The sequence below is a fragment of the Streptomyces sp. NPDC002602 genome, assembly GCF_042889445.1.
Classification (GTDB): domain Bacteria; phylum Actinomycetota; class Actinomycetes; order Streptomycetales; family Streptomycetaceae; genus Streptomyces.
Window position 1 is genome coordinate 29,489 of record NZ_JBIAQX010000003.1, and the last position, 18,399, is coordinate 47,887.

Consider the following 18,399-nt stretch of genomic DNA (forward strand, 5'->3'; position numbering starts at 1 on the left):
TGGGATCAGCTCCATGGTCTTAGGCGAGATCGCCGAATTCGCTGTCGATGAACGCGAGCACTTCTGCCGCGGTGGCCGTTTCCAGCGAGGAGTCCCCACTGTCGGTACCGGCCGGGGCCGCTCCGGACTCCAGCTTTCGCAGGATGCGGCGCAGCCGGTTGACGACCTCGTCGTGCGCACCGTCTCCGAGGTCCGGGCCGATGGTCTCCACGCCCGCTTCGAGGCGTTCGAGTTCGCCCATGACCTGGAGCACCGGGTCGTGCCGCGGGGGCGCGGCGAGTTCGAGCAGGTGCTCGGTGAGCGCGGCCGGCGTCGGGTGGTCGAAGACCAGCGTCGCCGGGACGGTCAGGGAGGTGGCCGTGCGCAGGTGGTTGCGGAGCTCGACCGCGGTGAGCGAGTCGAACCCGAGGACCTTGAACGCCTGGTCCGGGTCGATTTCGTCGGCCGACCCGTGGCCGAGGACGGCCGCGGTGTGCCGGCGCACCAGGTCCAGGACGAGACGCTGCCGCTCCGCCGGGGACAGCGGGGCCAGGCGTTCCGTCAGGGACGCCGGGCCGGCCGGGGCCGCTCCCGGGTGGGCGACGGCGACCGCGGCGACCGCCGGGCGCCGCACCCGTACGAGTTCCCGCAGGACGGCCGGGACCCGCCCGTCCGCGTGGCGTGCCCGCAGGGCGGCGAGGTCCAGCTTGGCCGGGACGAGCGCGGGGCTGCCGGCGAGGACGGCCGTGTCGAACAGGGCGAGGCCCTCTTCCGTGGCCAGCGGGGCGACGCCGGAGCGGCTCATCCGCTGGAGGTCGCGTTCGTCGAGGCCTCCGGTCATCCCGCTCGCCTCCGCCCACAGGCCCCAGGCGAGGCTGGTGGCCGGCAGGCCCCGCGCGTGCCGGTACTCGGCCAGCGCGTCCAGGAACGCGTTGGCGGCCGCGTAGTTGCCCTGGCCCGCCGCACCGAGCGTGGCCGACGCGGAGGAGAAGAGGGCGAACATCCGGGGGGCGAGGTGCTCGGTGAGCCGGTGCAGGTTCCATGCCCCGGACACCTTCGGGCGGAGCACGGCGTTGAGCCGTTCCGGGTCCAGGGCGGACACGACCCCGTCGTCGGTGACGCCCGCGGCGTGCACGACGCCGGCGAGGCGGTGTTCCGCGGTGATCGAGTCCAGGAGCCGTTCGAGGGCTTCCTCGTCACCGGCGTCGCAGGCGGCGACGCGGACCCCGGCGCCCAGCGGGGCGAGTTCGGCCCGCAGTCGTTCGACGGCCGGCGTGTCCGTGCCCCGGCGGCCGGCCAGCGTCACGTGGCGCAGGCCGTGCGTGGTGACGAGGTGACGGGCCAGCAGGACACCGAGCGTGCCGGTGCCTCCGGTGATCAGGACCGTCTCGCCCTCTTCGAAGGTGAGGGCGGGCAGGGTCAGGACCGCCTTTCCGGTGATCGTGGCCTGGCTGAGCGCCCGGAAGGCGTTCGCGGCGTCTCTGATGTCCCAGGTCGTGACGGGGATCGGGGTGAGCGTGCCGTCGGCGAACAGGGCGGCGAGGTGGGTGAGGATCTCCGCGATGCGGTCCGGGCCCGCGTCGCCCAGGTCGAAGGACCGGTACCGCACGCCCGGGTGGTCGGCCGCGATCCGCTCGGGATCCCGGGGGTCGGTCTTGCCCATCTCCACGAAGCGACCGCCGCGCGGCATCAGACCGAGGGAGGCGTCGATGAACTCGCCCGCGAGCGAGTTCAGTACGACGTCCACCCCGGCGCCGTCCGTCGCCTCCCGGAAGTCGCCCGCGAAGTCCAGCGTCCTCGAGGACGCGATGTGCGCGCGGTCCAGCCCGTTGGCGAGCAGGGTGTCCCACTTGGGTTCGCCCGCGGTCCCGTACACCTCGGCTCCGAGGTGACGGGCCAGTTGCACGGCCGCCGTACCCACGCCGCCGGCGGCGGCGTGGACGAGCACGGACTCGCCGGCGCCGAGGCCGGCCAGGTCGACCAGGCCGTAGTAGGCCGTCAGGAAGGCGATCGGGGTGGCGGCGGCGGACTCGAAGGACCATCCCTCGGGTATCCGTACGAGCACCCTCCGGTCGGCCACCGCGGTGGGCCCGAAGGCCCGCGGGACCATGCCCATCACGCGGTCGCCCACGGCCAGGCCGGTGACGCCGGGGCCCGTTTCCAGGACCACGCCGGCGCACTCGGTTCCCAGCTCCGCGAGGCCCGGATACATGTCCAGGGCGATCAGCACGTCCCGGAAGTTCAGGCCGGCCGCTCGGACCGCGATGCGCACCATGCCGTCGGCGAGCGGGCCCTCGGGCTCCGTGCAGGGCACCAGGGCCAGGTTGTCCAGCGTGCCCCGGCCGGTGCTGTCCAGCCGCCAGGGACCGGCCGGCACCGTCAGTGCGGTGCCCGTCGAGGGGCGGGTGAGCCGGCGGGCGTACAGCGTGCCCCGGCGGACGGCGAGCTCGGGTTCACCGCCGAGTACCGCCTCGGCGACCAGTACCGGGTCGGGTGCGGCGTCGTCGAGGTCCAGCAGGGTGATCCGCTCGGGGTTCTCGGTCTGGGCCGAGCGGACCAGACCGGACACCGTGGCGTGGGGAAGCCGGACGGGGCCCTCCTCGCCCGGGACGGCGACGGCGTGGCGGGTGGCGACCACCAGGTGGCTGTCGGACAGGCGTTCGTCCGCCACCCACTGTTGGACCAGGGCCAGGGCCCACTCGGCGGCGGCGCCCGCCGATGCGGGGGTGCCGGGGCCGTCCGGGTCCACGTGCGGGCAGAGGGCGACCACGGTGGCGGGCCGCTCCGTGCCCGCGGCGAGCGCTTCGGCGTAGGCGGTCAGGTCCGGGTGATGGCGCCAGGCACCGCCCGACGGAGCACCGAGCAGCACGTGGTTCGTGTCGGAGGACGTCGCGACCTCGACGGATCCGCTCGACGCCACCCAGCCGGTGGCGAACAGCGGGGCGTCGGCCGTCGGCGCCGTGTCGGTGCCGCGCAGTCGCTCCGGAGAGACGGGTCGCATGACCAACGAGTCGATGGACACGACCGGGTGGCCGGCGGCGTCGGCCGCGTGCAGCGAGACGGCGCCGTCCTGCGCCCGGACCAGCCGGACCCGCAGCAGGTCGGCCCCGACCGCGTGGACCCGTACTCCGCCCCAGGTGAACGGCAGCCTGGCCGAGCCGGGCTCGTCCTCGGCCCGGGCGGCCGGCCCCAGGGCGTGCAGGGCCGCGTCCAGGAGCGCCGGGTGGACACCGAAGCCCCGGGCGTCCGCGCCGTCCCCGGGAAGGCTCACCTCGGCGAAGACCTCGTCGCCGCGCCGCCAGGTCGCTCGCAGCCCCTGGAAGAGCGGACCGTAGTCGAAGCCGGCTTCGACGAGTCCGGCGTAGAAGCCGTCCAGGTCGACGGGCTCGGCGCCGGGCACGGGCCAGACGTCGAGGCCCCCGGGCGGGGTGATCGCGTTGTCGGCCGGGGCGAGCAGGCCCTCGGCGTGCCGGGTCCAGACCGGTTCCTCGTCCTCGCCGTCCGGCTGTGTGTACACGGCGACCGGGCGGCAGCCGGTGGCGTCGGGTGCCTCCAGGACGAGCCGCAGTCGCACCGCGGCGTTCTCGGCGAGTGCGAGCGGCGCGGCCAGCGTCAGTTCCCGCAGTTCGCCGCAGCCGAGGCGGTCGCCCGCCCAGCAGGCGAGGTCGACGAAGGCGGTGCCCGGTACGAGCACGGTGCCCAGCACCGTGTGCTCGCCGAGCCACGGGTGCGTCGCCAGGGACAGGCGGCCGGTGGCCAGCACCTCGTCGCCCTCGGGCGAGGGAAGCCAGGCCGTCAGCAGGGGATGTCCGGCCTCGGCCATGCCGGCCGCCGCGAGGTTCCCGGCGGCCGGGGCGCGAAGCGGCCAGAAGTGCTTGCCCTGGAAGGGGTAGGTCGGCAGTTCCACCGCGCGCACGTCGCGTCCGGCGAACACGGCCGTCCAGTCCACGTCGGTGCCGGTCACCGACACCGCGGCCAGCGCGTGGAGCAGTGCGGCGGCCTCGGGGCGGTCGGCCCGCAGCACCGGGACGCACACCGCGGCGCCCGCTTCCGCCTGGTCGAGGACCTCCTCGGCCATCGCGGTCAGCGCACCACGTGGGCCCAGCTCCAGGAACGTTCCCGCACCGGCGTCGCGTGCGGTCGCGACGCCGTCGGCGAAGCGGACCGCCTCGCGGACGTGGCGGACCCAGTAGTCCGGAGTGGTCAGTTCGTCGCCCGCGATCGCACCGGTCAGGTTCGACACGACGGGCACGGCCGGCGCCCGGAACTCCGCCGCTGCCAGCACCTCGGCGAACTCGGCCAGCATCGGCTCCATCCGGGCCGAGTGGAAGGCGTGGCTCACCGTCAGGCGCTTGGTGCGCCTGCCCTCTTCGGCGAAGTCCCGGGCGAGCGCGGCCACCGGCTCCTCGTCGCCGGAGAGCACCACCGACCGGGGGCCGTTCACCGCGGCGACGGACACGCCCCGGGGCAGGTCGGGCAGCTCGCTCTCGGCGACCTGGACCGCCAGCATCGCGCCGCCGGTGGGCAGCGCCTGCATCAGCCGGCCCCGCGCGGCGACGATCCGGCAGGCGTCCGGCAGCGTCCAGACCCCGGCCACGTAGGCCGCGGTGAGCTCACCGATCGAATGCCCGACCAGGACGTCCGGCCGTACGCCCCACGAGCGCACGAGTTCGGTCAGGGCCACCTCCAGGGCGAACAGTCCGGCCTGGGTGTACATCGTCTCGGCCAGTGCGGCGCCGTCGGTGAACACCACTTCCCTCACCGGACGGTCGAGCAGCGGGTCGAGCTGCGCGCAGACCTCGTCGAACGCGGAGGCGAACACCGGGAAGGCGTCGTACAGTTCCCGGCCCATCCCCTCGCGCTGCGAGCCCTGGCCGGAGAAGAGGAACGCCGTTCCGCCCTCGCCGGCCGTGCCCCGCACCACACCGGCGGCGGACGTGCCGTCGGCGAGTGCCGTCAGGGCGGCGGTGAACCCGTCGAGGTCCTCGGCCGTCACCACCGCGCGGTGCTCCAGCTCCGCACGCGTCGACGCCAGGGAGTACCCGACGTCACCGACCGGCAGGTCCGTGGCGCCCACGTACGCGGCCAGTTGCCGGGCCCGGGCCTTCAGACCGCTCTCGGAGCGGGCCGAGACGGTCCACGGCACCGGACCGGAGGTCCGCGGCGAGGTCTCGGTCCGCGGCTCTTCCGCGGTGGCCGGTGCCTGTTCCAGGATCACGTGCGCGTTGGTGCCGCTGATGCCGAACGCCGACACCCCCGCCCGGCGGGGACCGTCCGTACGGGGCCAGTCCCGGCCCTCCGTCAGCAGTTCCACCGCGCCCGACGACCAGTCCACCTCCGGGGTCGGCTCGTCCACGTGCAGGGTCGTCGGCAGCAGGCCGTGCCGCAGGGCCAGCACCGACTTGATCACACCGGCCACGCCCGCGGCGGCCTGCGTGTGGCCGATGTTCGACTTGACCGAGCCCAGGTACAGCGGCCGGCCCTCGGTCCGACCCTGACCGTAGGTCGCGAGCAGCGCCTGCGCCTCGATCGGGTCGCCGAGGGAGGTACCGGTGCCGTGCGCCTCGACCATGTCCACGTCGGTGACGGTGACGCCCGCGTCGGCCAGCGCCTGCCGGATCACCCGCTGCTGCGAGGGTCCGTTCGGGGCGCTCAGGCCGTTCGACGCGCCGTCGGAGTTGACCGCCGAGCCGCGGACGACCGCCAGTACCTCGTGGCCGCGGCGGCGGGCCTCGGACAGCCGCGCCAGCACGAGGACGCCGACGCCCTCGCCCCAGCCGGTGCCGTCCGCCCCCGCCGCGAAGGCCTTGCAGCGCCCGTCCGGGGCGAGACCGCCCTGTCGGGCGAACGCGTCGAAGGCGTGGGGGGTGGCCATGACGGCCACGCCGCCCGCGAGGGCCAGCTCGCATTCACCGTTGCGCAGGGACTGCGCCGCGAGGTGGAGCGCCACCAGCGAGGAGGAGCAGGCCGTGTCCACGGTCAGGGCCGGGCCCTCCAGGCCCAGGGTGTAGGCGATCCGTCCGGAGAGCACACTGCCGACGGCTCCGGTCAGCGCGTAGTCCTGGCCGCCCTCCATGGAGGCGAGCAGGGTTCCGTAGTCGTGCGACCCGGCGCCGACGAAGACGCCGGTGCGGCTGCCGCGCAGGGACAGCGCGTCCACGCCGGTCCGCTCCAGTGCCTCCCACGAGGTCTCCAGCAGCAGGCGCTGCTGCGGGTCCATCGCCAGGGCCTCGCGGGGCGAGATCCCGAAGAAGGCCGCGTCGAACCGGGCCGCGTCCGGGAGGAAGCCGCCGGTCTGGGAGAACGCCGCGTCGGCGGGAACGTCCCAGTTGCGGTCGGTGGGGAAGCCGCCGATCCCGTCCTTGCCGGCGGCGACCAGGTCCCACAGCCCTTCGGGAGAGTTCGCCCCGCCGGGGAACCGGCAGGCCATTCCGACGATCACCACGGGGTCGGCCTCGGGGGACGCGGCCGTCGTCGACGGCGCCGGCGCGGCCTCGGCCGGTCGGTCGTCGCCCAGCAGCAGGGTCCGCAGCCGGGCGGCCGCCGCGACGGGGGTCGGGTGGTCGAAGACGAGGGTGGCGGGCAGTCGTACGCCGGTGGCCGACGCGAGCCGGTTGCGCAGGTCGACGGCGGTCAGCGAGTCGAAGCCGAGGTCCTTGAAGGGCTTCGTCGGTGCGACGGCCTCGCTTCCCGCGTGCCCCAGGGCGAGCCCCGCGGCGGACCTGACGAGGTCCAGCAGAACGCGGTCGCGCTCTCCGTCCGTCAGCCCCGCGAGCTTCTCCACCAGCGGGGAACCACCGGCGGCCGGTTCGGCGGAAGCGGGTCGGGCCGCCTCCGGGATGTCGTCGAGCAGGGGGCGGCGGCGAGCCGCGGTGTACGTCTCGGCGAAGCGTCCCCAGTCCATGTCGGTGACCGTCAGCGCGGTCTCGTCGTGGTCGAGCGCCTTCTGGAGCGCGCCGATCGCCCCGTCCGGGTCCATCGAGCGCACGCCGGCGCGGGCGAGTTCCCGCGCCAGGTCGTCGTCGACCATGCCGCCGCCGGCCCAGCTGCCCCAGGCCACCGAGGTGGCGACGAGTCCGCGCCGGCGGCGGTCCGCCGCGAGCGCGTCGACGTGGGCGTTGGCGGCCGCGTAGGCGGCCTGTCCGGCGCTGCCCCAGATCGCGGCGCCGGAGGAGAACAGGACGAAGGCGTCGAGGTCGTGGCCGGCCAGCAGCTCGTCCAGGTGGCGGGCGCCGACGGCCTTGGCCGACGCGACGTCCGCCCACTGGGCGAGGGTGGTGTCGGTCAGCGCGGCGACGCGGTTGACGCCCGCGGCGTGCACGACGGTGGTCACGGGGAAGCCGTCCGGGACCGAGGCCAGTGCCGCGGCCAGCTCGTCGCGGTCGGCGACGTCGCAGGCGGCGACCGTGACGTCGGCCCCCAGCTCGCGCAGTTCCGCTACCAGGTCGTCCGCACCGTCGGCGGCCATCCCCCTGCGGCTGGTCAACAGCAGGTGTCCGGCGCCCTCCCGGGCCAGCCAGCGGGCGACGTGGGCGCCCAGGGCGCCGGTGCCGCCGGTCACCACCGCGGTGGCGTCCGGGCGGGGCCGCCAGCGGCGGTTCGGCGTGGCGCGGTCCAGGGGGGCGCGCACCAGCCTGCGGACGTGGAGTCCGGCGGCGCGCAGCGCGTACTCCTGCTCGTCCCCGTTCGCGCCGAGCGCGGCGCGCAGCAGTCCGGCGGCCCGGTCGTCGAGCGCGGACGGCAGATCGACGAGTCCGCCCCATGCGGCGGTACGCTCCAGCCCCGCGACCCGGCCCATGCCCCAGAGCTGGGCCTGTTCGGGTGCGGACACCTGGTCCGAGCGCCCGGTGCCGACGGCGCCCCGGGTCAGGCACCACAGCGGTGCGTCGATCCCGGCGTCCCGCAGCGCGGACATCAGTGTCAGGGTTGCGGCGGTGCCCGCGGGTACGGCGGGGTGTTCGGGGTGCGGGCGGGCGTCGAGGCCCAGCAGGGACACCACGCCGGTCCAGGAGGTGCCCTCGGGGGCGCGGAGCACGTCCGGGACGAGCGAGGGCCCCGGCACGACGGTGACGTGCGCGCCCAGGGACGCGAGGGCCCAGCGGGACTCCTCGCCGTCCGGGTCCCCGGTGACCAGCAGCCAGGCGCCGGACAGGGCGGGCGGGGCGGCGGGGGTCACCGGCGTCCAGGAGACGCGGTAGCGCCGGCTGTCCGCCAGGGCCGAGTCCTTGCGCCTGCGGCGCCAGCCGGAGAGGGCCGGCAGCAGCGACTGGAGCGATTCCCCGTCCTGGACGTCGAGTTCGGCCGCCACGGCGGGCAGGTCGCCGCGTTCGACGGCCTGCCACAGCGCGGCGTCCTCGTCGCCCCGGTCGGGGCCGGCCGGTGTGACGACGGCTTCGGGCCAGAACCGGCTGCGCTGGAAGGGGTAGGTCGGCAGTTCGGCGCGGGGGGCGCCGGTGGCGCCGAGCACCGCGGTCCAGTCGACCCGGTTGCCGCGTACGAACGCCTCGGCCAGCGAGGCCGCGAAGCGCTCCGGGCCGCCCTGGTCCCGGCGCAGGGTGCCCACGGCGGCGGCGGTGGCGCCGACCGCGTCGATGGCGTCCTGTACGGCGGGTACGAGAACGGGGTGCGGGCTGACCTCGACGAACACGTCGTGGCCTTGGGCGAGGAGTTCCTCGACGACAGGGCCGAACAGCACGGGCTGCCGGAGGTTGCGGTACCAGTAGCCGGCGTCCAGTTCGGCGGTGTCGAGCAGGCCGCCCGTCGTCGTCGAGTGGAAGGGGATCTCTCCCCCGCACGGTGAGATGCCCGCGGTCAGTTCCGCCAGCCGCTCCTCGATCCGCTCCACGTGGGCGGAGTGGGAGGCGTAGTCGACGGGGATGCGGCGGGCTCGCAGGCCGTCGGCCTCGCAGCCGGCCACCAGCTCCGCCAGTGCCTCCGGGTCGCCGGACACGACGGTGGACCTGCGGCTGTTGTTCGCCGCGACGGAGATCCTGCCGTCCCAGCGGGCGATGCGCCGGGCCGTGTCGGCCGGAGGCAGGGCCACGGACACCATGCCGCCGTGCCCGGAGAGCTCCCCGGCGATGAGTGTGCTGCGCAGGGTGACGAGCGCGGCACCGTCCTCCAGCGAGAGCGCGCCCGCCACACAGGCCGCGGCGATCTCTCCCTGGGAGTGGCCGACCACGGCGGCCGGCTCGACGCCGCAGGAGCGCCAGAGCCCGGCGAGCGAGACGCCCACGGCCCACGAGGCGGGCTGCACGACGTCCACCCGGTCCAGCCCGGGGGCGCCGTCCGCGCCGTGGATCACTTCGGCCAGGGACCAGTCGGTCAGCGGGGCGAGTGCTTCGGCGCAGCGGTCCATCCACTGCGCGAACACCGGCGAGGATTCCCAGAGGTCGGCGGCCATGCCGGCCCACTGGGCTCCCTGGCCCGGGAACACGAAGACGGTCCGCCCCCGCGTGTCGGCGGTTCCGCGCACCACGCGCGGGTCGCCTTCGCCCCGGGCCAGCGCGCCGAGCGCCGTCAGGTGACCGTCGCCGGCGTCGGCGAGCACCACCGCCCGCTCGTCCCAGGTCGCCCTGGTCGTGACGAGGGAACGGCCGATGTCCGCCGCGGGCGCGTCGGGCAGCCGGTCGAGCAGGCGCTCGGCCTGCTCGCGCAGGGCTTCCTCGGACTTGGCGCTCAACACCCAGGGAGTCGTGCGGGAGTCGAGCACCGACGGCCGGATGTCCGGCGGTTCGGTGGGTTCGGTGACGAGCGGCGCCTGTTCCAGGATCACGTGCGCGTTGGTGCCGCTGACGCCGAAGGCGGACACGGCCGCGCGGCGCGGGCGGCCTTGCGCGGGCCACGGCCGGGTCTCGGTGAGCAGCTCGACGGCGCCCCCGGACCAGTCGACCTCGGGGGTGGGTTCGGCGGCGTGCAGCGTGCGCGGGAGCTGTTCGTGACGCATCGCCAGGAGCAGCTTCAGCACGCCGGCCATGCCGGCGGCGGCCTGGGTGTGTCCGATGTTCGACTTCACCGAGCCGAGGTGGAGCGGCCGACCGGCGGGTCGGTCCTGTCCGTAGGTGGCCAGCAGTGCCTGCGCCTCGATCGGGTCACCGAGCGCCGTACCCGTGCCGTGCGCTTCCACGGCGTCCACGTCGGAGGGGGCGAGGCCGGCCTCCGCCAGGGCCTGGCGGATCACCCGCTGCTGTGCGGGCCCGTTGGGCGCGCTGAGGCCGTTGGACGCGCCGTCCTGGTTGACGGCGCTGCCCCGTACGACGGCCAGGACGTCGTGGCCCCGGCGGCGGGCGTCCGAGAGCCGCGACACCAGTACGGTGCCGACGCCCTCGCCCCAGCCGGTGCCGTCCGCGCCCGAGCCGAACGCCTTGCAGCGCCCGTCCACGGCGAGACCGCGCTGCCGCGAGAACTCCACGAAGATGTCGGGGGTGGACATCACCGTCACGCCGGAGGCCAGCGCGAGGTCGCACTCGCCCGCGTTGAGCGCCTGAACGGCGAGGTGCAGCGCCACCAGGGACGAGGAACAGGCGGTGTCCACGGTCATCGCGGGGCCTTCGAGGCCCAGGGTGTACGCGATGCGGCCGGACAGCACGCTGGACGCGGTGCCGGTCAGCACGTGGCCCTCGACGTCCGCCGAGCCCAGGAGGGTGGCGTAGTCCTGGCCGTTGGTGCCGACGAAGACACCCGTGCGGCTGCCGGCGAGGGTCGTCGGATCGATCCCGGCGCGCTCCAGGACCTCCCAGGAGGACTCCAGCAGGAGCCGCTGCTGCGGGTCCATGGCCAGGGCCTCGCGCGGCGAGATCCCGAAGAAAGCGGCGTCGAAGCCGGCCACGTCCGGGAGGAAGCCGCCCTCGCGGACGTAGCTGGTGCCCGTCCGGCCCGGGTCGGGGCTGTAGAGACCGTGAAGGTCCCAGCCGCGGTCCGTCGGGAAGGGGCCGATGGCGTCACGCCCGTCGAGGACGAGTTGCCACAGGTCCTCCGGGGAGTTGACGCCGCCGGGGAAACGGCAGGCGGCCGCCACGATCACGATCGGATCGTCGTGGTCGCGGACCGCCGGCGCGCGTTCCGCGGCTCCGGCGGACGTCCCCTCGATCCCGGCGGCGAGGTGCTCGACGAGGCGGCCCGGAGTGGGGTGGTCGAAGACCAGGGCGGGCGACAGCCGCCTGCCGGTGGCCGCGGCGAGCCGGTTGCGGAACTCGACGCCGATCAGCGAGTCGAAGCCGAGGTTCCGGAAGGTCCGGTCCTCCTGGATCCTGGCCGTGGCCGGCAGGCCCAGTACGGCCGCGGCCTCGGCGGCGACCAGCTGCGCGAGTGCGCGGCGCAGTGCCTCCCCGGCCAGGCCGGTGAGCCGGCCCGCCGAGGCCGCGCCGTCCGGCGCGGCCTCGTGCCGCGGGGCCCGGCGGGCCCCGGCGATGCCGTCGAACAGCGGATCGTGCCGGCCCGACCCGGAGCCGGCGAAGCGCTCCCAGTCGATGTCGGCGACGGTCACGGCGCTCTCGCCGTCGTCGAGGACGCGGCCCAGCTCGGTCAGCGCGAGGGCGGGGTCGAGGGGGATCAGCCCGGTGCGCGCCAGCCGGCGTCGCGCGACCTCCGTGTCGGCCGCCATGCCGGCGCCGGACCAGGAGCCCCAGGCCACCGAGGTGGCCGGTAGGCCGAGTTGGGCGCGGTGTACGGCGAGCGCGTCCAGGTAGGCGTTGGCCGCGGCGTAGTTGCCCTGTCCGGCCAGGCCCACGGTGCCCGCGAAGGAGGAGAACAGCACGAAGGCGGACAGGTCGAGGTCGCGGGTGAGTTCGTGCAGGTGCCGTGCCCCGTCGGTCTTGGGTCCGGCGACGGCGGCGAACCGGTCGGGGGTGAGCGAGTCGAGCACTCCGTCGTCCAGGACGCCGGCGGCGTGCACGACGGCGGTCAGCGGCCGGTCGTCCGGGATCGCGGAGACGAGCCCGGCCAGGGCCTCCCGGTCGGTGACGTCGCAGGCGGCGACCGTCACCTCGGTACCCCGTCCACGCAGCAGTGCGACCAGTTCCCCGGCGCCCTCCGCGTCGGGGCCGCGCCTGCTGGTCAGCAGCACGTGCCGGGCACCCTCCTCGGCCAGCCAGTGGGCGAGGTGCGCGCCGAGCGCGCCGGTGCCGCCGGTCACCAGGACGGTGCCGCCGAGGCGCGAGCGCTCGCCGGGGGCGTTGCCTTCGCGGCCGGAGTGCCGTACCAGCCGCCTCCCGAAGAGGCCCGCGGTGCGGACGGCCACCTGGTCCTCCCCGGTGGCGCCGGACAGGACGGTGCCCAGCCGGGTGCGGGCCCGCTCGTCCAGAGCGGCGGGCAGGTCGGCGAGACCGCCCCAGCGCTCGGGGTGTTCCAGGGCCGCGACCCGGCCCATGCCCCACATCTGTGCCTGTTCCGGCGCGTCCAGCGCATCGGAGGGGCTCACGGACACGGCGCCGCGGGTCAGGCACCACAGGCGGCTGTCGCCGCCCAGGTCGGCCATCGCCCCGAGCACCAGGGCAGTGGCGGCCACGCCGGAGGCGGGTGTGCCGTCCAGGGCGAGCAGCGACACCACGCCGCCCGCGTCTTCGCCGAGCACGGTGCGCAGCGCGTCCGTGATCTCCGCGCGATCGGGTGCGGCCGTGTCGACCGCGACCACGGCGGGTTGTGCGCCGTGCTCGCGCAGCACGTCCGCCAGGGCTTCCACCGTGGCGTCGTCGGCCCCGGTGGCGGGTACGACCAGGGCCCAGGTCCCGCTGATCCCGGGGCGGGGGCCGTCGGGCACGGGCGCCCAGGCGGTGCGGTAGCGCAGGGAGCCTGCCGCGGCCGGTTCCCCGGCCGGGGCCGGGGCGATCCAGTAGCGCTCGTGCTGGAAGGCGTAGGTGGGCAGGTCGGTCCGCCGGGCCCCGTACGGGGCGAACAGGGCGGACCAGTCCACGGACGCGCCGGCGGCGTGCAGGCGGCCGGCCGCGGTCAGCGCGGCCCGGGCCTCGTCGCCGCCTCCCCGCAGGACGGGTACGGCGGTGACGTCCTCGTGGCGGCCCGCGTCCGAGAGGACCTCCTCGGCCATCGCGGTGAGCGGCCCGCCGGGGCCGAGTTCGAGCAGTTTGTCCACCCCCCGGCCCAGCGCCGTGGTGACGGCGTCGGCGAAGCGGACGGTCTCGCGGGCGTGGGTCACCCAGTAGGCGGGCGTGAGCAGTTCGTCGCCCGCGACGGTTCCGGTCAGCCCGGAGACGACGGGGGTCTTCGGCCGGTGGAACTCCACCGAGCCGAGAACCTCGGCGAACTCCGCCAGCATCGGGTCCATCAGGGCCGAGTGGAAGGCGTGACTGACGACCAGTCGCTTGGTACGCCGTCCCTGCCCGGCGAAGTCCCGGACGAGCGCGTCCACCGCGTCCTCGTCGCCGGACAGCACGAGCGACCGGGGACCGTTGACGGCGGCGACGGACACACCCGCCGGCAGCGCGGGCAGTTCGTCCTCGGCGGCCTGCACCGCGGCCATCGCGCCGCCCGCGGGAAGCGCCTGCATCAGCCGGCCGCGGGCCGCCACGACACGGCAGGCGTCCGGCAGCGTCCACACGCCGGCGACGTACGCGGCCGCCAGTTCGCCGATCGAGTGGCCCAGCAGCACGTCCGGGGCGATGCCCCAGGACGCGACCAGGTCGAACAGCGCCACTTCCAGCGCGAACAGCGCGGGCTGGGCCCACTCGGTCCGGTCCAGTGCCTCGGGGTCGTCGAACACGACGTCCTTCAGCGAGCGTCCCAGCAGCGGATCCAGTTGCCCGCACACCTCGTCGAACGCCGCTGCGAACACCGGCTGGGCCGCGTACAGCTCACGCCCCATGCCGGCGCGCTGCGAACCCTGCCCGGTGAACAGGAAGGCCGTCGATCCGCCTTCGCGCGCCACGGCGCGCACCACACCGGCGGCGCTCTCGCCCTTGGCGAGCGCCGCCAACCGCGACAGGAACCCGTCCAGGTCCCCGGCCGTCAGCAGCGCCCGGTGCTCCAGGCCCGCACGGGTGACGGCCAGTGACAGGCCCACGTCCGCCGGACGCGGCTCCCGCGTCCGGACGTGGTCGGCCAGCCGCAGCGCCTGGGCCCGCAGCGCCTCCTCGGAACGGGCCGAGAGCATCCACGGGACGGTTCCGGCCGGCTCATCCGCGGGCTCGTCCTGCACCGCCGCGGGTGCCGCCTGCTCCAGGATCACGTGCGCGTTGGTACCGCTGATGCCGAAGGAGGACACACCGGCCCGGCGGGGGCGGCCCGGCGCGGGCCAGGCCCGCGCCTCGGTGAGCAGCTCGACCGCACCGGCGGTCCAGTCCACGTGCGGTGAGGGCTCGTCCACGTGGAGCGTGCGCGGCAGGGTGCCGTGCTGCATGGCGAGTACGGACTTGATCACACCGGCGATGCCGGCGGCGGCCTGCGTGTGCCCGATGTTGGACTTGACGGAGCCGAGCATCAGCGGGTGCACCCGGTCCTGGCCGTAGGTGGCCAGCAGCGCCTGTGCCTCGATCGGGTCGCCCAGCTTCGTGCCCGTCCCGTGCGCCTCGACCACGTCCACGTCGGCGGCGGCCAGCCGGGCGTCGGCGAGCGCCTGCCGGATGACGCGCTGCTGCGCGAGGCCGTTCGGAGCGGTCAGACCGTTGGACGCGCCGTCGGAGTTGACGGCGGTGCCGCGTACGACCGCCAGCACTTGGCGGCCGTCGCGCACCGCGTCGGAAAGCCGCTGGACGGCGAGCATGCCGACGCCCTCGCCCCAGCCGGTGCCGTCGGCCGCGGCCGAGAAGGCCTTGCACCGGCCGTCGCCGGCCAGGCCGCCCTGACGGGAGAACTCCACGAACGCGCCGGGCGTGGCCATCACGGTCACACCGCCCACCAGCGCGAGGTCGCACTCGCCGTCGCGCAGGGCCCGCACTCCGAGGTGGAGCGCCACCAGCGAGGACGAGCAGGCCGTGTCCACGGTCAGCGCGGGGCCTTCGAGGCCCAGGACGTAGGCGATGCGGCCGGACAGCACGCTCGGCGCCGTGCCGGTCATGACGTGGCCGTCGGATTCCGAACTCTCGTGCAGCCGGGGCCCGTACTCCGAGGGGCTCGCGCCGACGAACACGGCCGTACGGCTGCCCCGCAGGGACAGCGCGTCCGCACCCGCCCGCTCCAGCGCCTCCCACGAGGTCTCCAGCAGCAGCCGCTGCTGGGGGTCCATGGCCAGGGCCTCGCGCGGCGAGATCCCGAAGAAGGCCGCGTCGAAGCCGGCCGCGTCGGGAAGGAAACCGCCCTCGCCGGCGAACCCGGCGGGCAGTTCCCAGCCGCGGTCGGCGGGCAGCGGCGAGATGGCGTCGCCCTCGGCGGACACGAACCGCCAGAGTTCCTCGGGCGAGTCGATGCCTCCCGGGAACCGGCAGCTCATGCCGACGATCACGATCGGGTCCTCGGCCGCGGCCCGGGTGACGGCCCGGTCCTCGGAAGCGGCCGGCTGCGGCGCGTCCGCCCGCAGCCGCCGGGCGAGGGCGTCCGGCGTGGGGTGGTCGAACAGCAGCGTGGTCGGAACGCGGCGGCCGATCGCCTGCGTCAGGCGTTCGCCGAGCTCGGCCAGCATCAGGGAGCTGAAGCCGAGCTCCTTGAAGGCGGAGTTCATCGAGATGTCGTCCGGGGACTCGTGGCCGAGCACCAGGGCCGTGACGTCCCGCACCAGCTCCGCCACCGTGGGACCGGACTCCGTCCCGTCGGTCCGCGGGGCGGCCTCGGGGGCCGGCTCCAGGGGCCGGGCGCCCCGGCCCGGCGCGGTGCGCACCGCGCCGTCGGTCCGCTGCGCCCCGTCCGCCAGCCAGTGGCGCCGGCGCTGGAACGCGTAGGTGGGCAGTGCCGCCCTGCGGGCGCCGGCCTCGGTGGCCAGCCGCGCCCAGTCCATCGGGACCCCGCGGACGTACAGCGCCGCGAGCGCGGCGAGCGCCGCTTCGGGCTCCTGCCGGTCACTGCCCCGGAGCAGGGGAACGCACACCGCTTCGGCGCCGCGCAGACAGTCCCGGGTCATCGCCGACAGCACGCCGTCGGGGCCGAGTTCGAGGATCGTGGTCGCGCCCTGGTCCTCCAGGAAGCGCACCCCGTCGAGGAAGCGGACGGTACCGCGCACGTGCCGGACCCAGTAGTCCGGCGAGCAGGCCTCTTCCGCGGTGAGCAGCGTGCCCGTCTCGTTGGAGACGACCGGAATGCGCGGGGCCCCGAAGGTCAGGCCGGCCACGACGGCGCGGTACTCGGCGAGCATCCCGTCCATGTGCGGGGAATGGGCGGCGTGACTGACGCGGAGCCGCTTGGTCTTGCGTCCGAGCTTGGACCAGTGGGCGGCGACCTCGAGCACGGCGTCCTCATCGCCCGAGATCGCCGAGGAGAGCGGCCCGTTGAGGGCCGCCAGAGAGACCCGGCTGCCGTCGCCGAGGAGGGGCAGCAGTTCCGCCTCGTTCGCCTGGACGGACACCATCGCGCCGTGCGACGGCTGTGCCTGCATCAGTCGGCCGCGCGCGGCGACGAGCGTGCACGCGTCCTCCAGGGACAGCACTCCCGCGACGTGAGCCGCGGCCAGTTCACCGGCGGAGTGGCCCAGCAGCAGTTGCGGGGTGAGGCCGCAGTGCTCGGCGAACCGGAACAGGGCGACCTCGACGGCGAACAGCGCGGGCTGGGTGAACTCCGTACGGTCCAGCAGGGCCGCCTCGGGCGAGCCCTCTTCGGCGAACAGCACGTCGCGCAACGGCAGACGCAGATGGGGGTCCATGGCCGCGCACACCGCGTCCAGCGCCGCGGCGTACTCCGGCGACGCCTGGTGGAGCGCGGCCGTCATGCCGGGGCGCTGACTGCCCTGGCCGGGGAAGAGGAAGGCGAGGGAGCCGTTGGAGACCGAGCCGCGGACGACGGCGGGGTCCAGCGAGCCGTGGGCGAGGCGGCCCAGAGCGGCCGTGGCCTCGTCCGGTCCGGCGGCGAGCAGCACCGCGCGGTGCCCGAAGGCGGTCCGGCCGGTGGCCAGGGCGTGGGCGACGTCCCGGAGCGGCCGGCCGGGCTGGGCTTCGAGGTGTTCGCCCAGCTTCCGGGCCTGGTCCCGCAGCGCCTGCTCGTCCCGGCCCGAGACGAGCAGCGGGTACGGCGTTCCGGTCGGCCGGATGCCCGACCCGGACGGCGCGGGGGCGCCGTCCCATTCGGTGAGTACGGCGTGGCAGTTGGTGCCGCCCATGCCGAAGGAGCTCACGCCCACGACGAGCCGCCCGGTCTCCCAGGTCTTCAGCTCGGTGTTGACCCGGATGCCCAACTCGTCCATCGGGATGGCCGGGTTGGGGGACTCGTAGTTGAGTCCGGCGGGGATCTCACGGTGGTGCGCGGCCAGGACGCCCTTGAGGAACCCGGCGATGCCCGCGGCGCCTTCGAGGTGTCCGATGTTGGTCTTGACGGATCCGACGAGCAGCGGCCGGTCGGCCGGACGCCCCGCGCCGAGCACGGCGCCCACGGCGGCCGCCTCGATCGGGTCCCCGGCAGGGGTACCGGTGCCGTGCAACTCCACGTACGCGACGTCGCCGGGGGCGATCCCGGCCTGCTCGTACGCGGCCGCGATCACCGCCTCCTGGGCGCCGCGTTCCGGCACCGTGAGGCCTTCGCCCCCGCCGTCGTTGTTCACGGCGCTGCCGGCCAGCACGCAGTAGACGTCGTCGCCGTCCGCGATCGCGTCGGACAGGGGCTTGAGGACGACGAGGCCGCCGCCCTCGCCGCGCACGTAGCCGTTGGCCCGGGCGTCGAAGGTGTGGCAGCGGCCGTCGGGGGACAGCGCCCCGAACCGCTCGACGGCGACCGTGCTGTCCTCGGCCAGGATCAGGTTCACGCCCCCGGCCAGGGCGACGGAGCACTCCCCGCGCCGCAGGCTCTCGGCGGCGAGGTGGACGGCGACCAGCGAGGAGGACTGGCCCGAGTCCACGGTGAAGCTGGGACCGCGCAGGCCCAGCGCGTAGGAGACCCGGTTGGCGATGAGGGCGCGGCTCAGGCCGGTGGTGGTCTCCGGGGTGACGGCCTCGTCGCCCCCGGCCCGTACCAGCGCGGCGTAGTCGTCGGCGATCGCGCCGACGAACACGCCGGCCCGGCTGCCCCGGAGGCGGCCGGGCACGATGCCCGCGTCCTCCAGCGCCTCCCAGCCCAGTTCCAGGGTGAGCCGCTGCTGCGGGTCCATCGCCGCGGCCTCGCGCGGGGAGATCCCGAAGAACCCCGCGTCGAAGGTGTCGACGGACTCCAGGAAGCCGCCCCGCTCCGGTGCGTAGGGGCGCCCCTGCGGGGCGGCGGTGACCGCGTCCCCGCCGCGCCGCAGGAGGCTCAGCAGTTCGTCCGGGCCCGCGGCTCCCGGCAGCCTGCACGAGATTCCGATCACCGCGATGGGTTCGGAAGATCCTGCCTGGAGTTCAGCGGCCTTTGACTCGGACC

The 18,399-nt window shown here is 75.3% G+C and carries 1 protein-coding gene; it reads right to left on the minus strand.

Annotation, left to right across the window (positions count from 1 at the left end; all coding sequences use genetic code 11):
* Nucleotides 1-19 precede the first annotated feature (19 nt).
* The gene (locus ACFYW3_RS09535; protein ID WP_389385995.1) at nt 20-18,346 is read right to left on the minus strand and encodes a type I polyketide synthase; all 18,327 of its coding nucleotides are present in this window, start codon (nt 18,344-18,346) and stop codon (nt 20-22) included.
* Nucleotides 18,347-18,399: the final 53 nt, after the last annotated feature.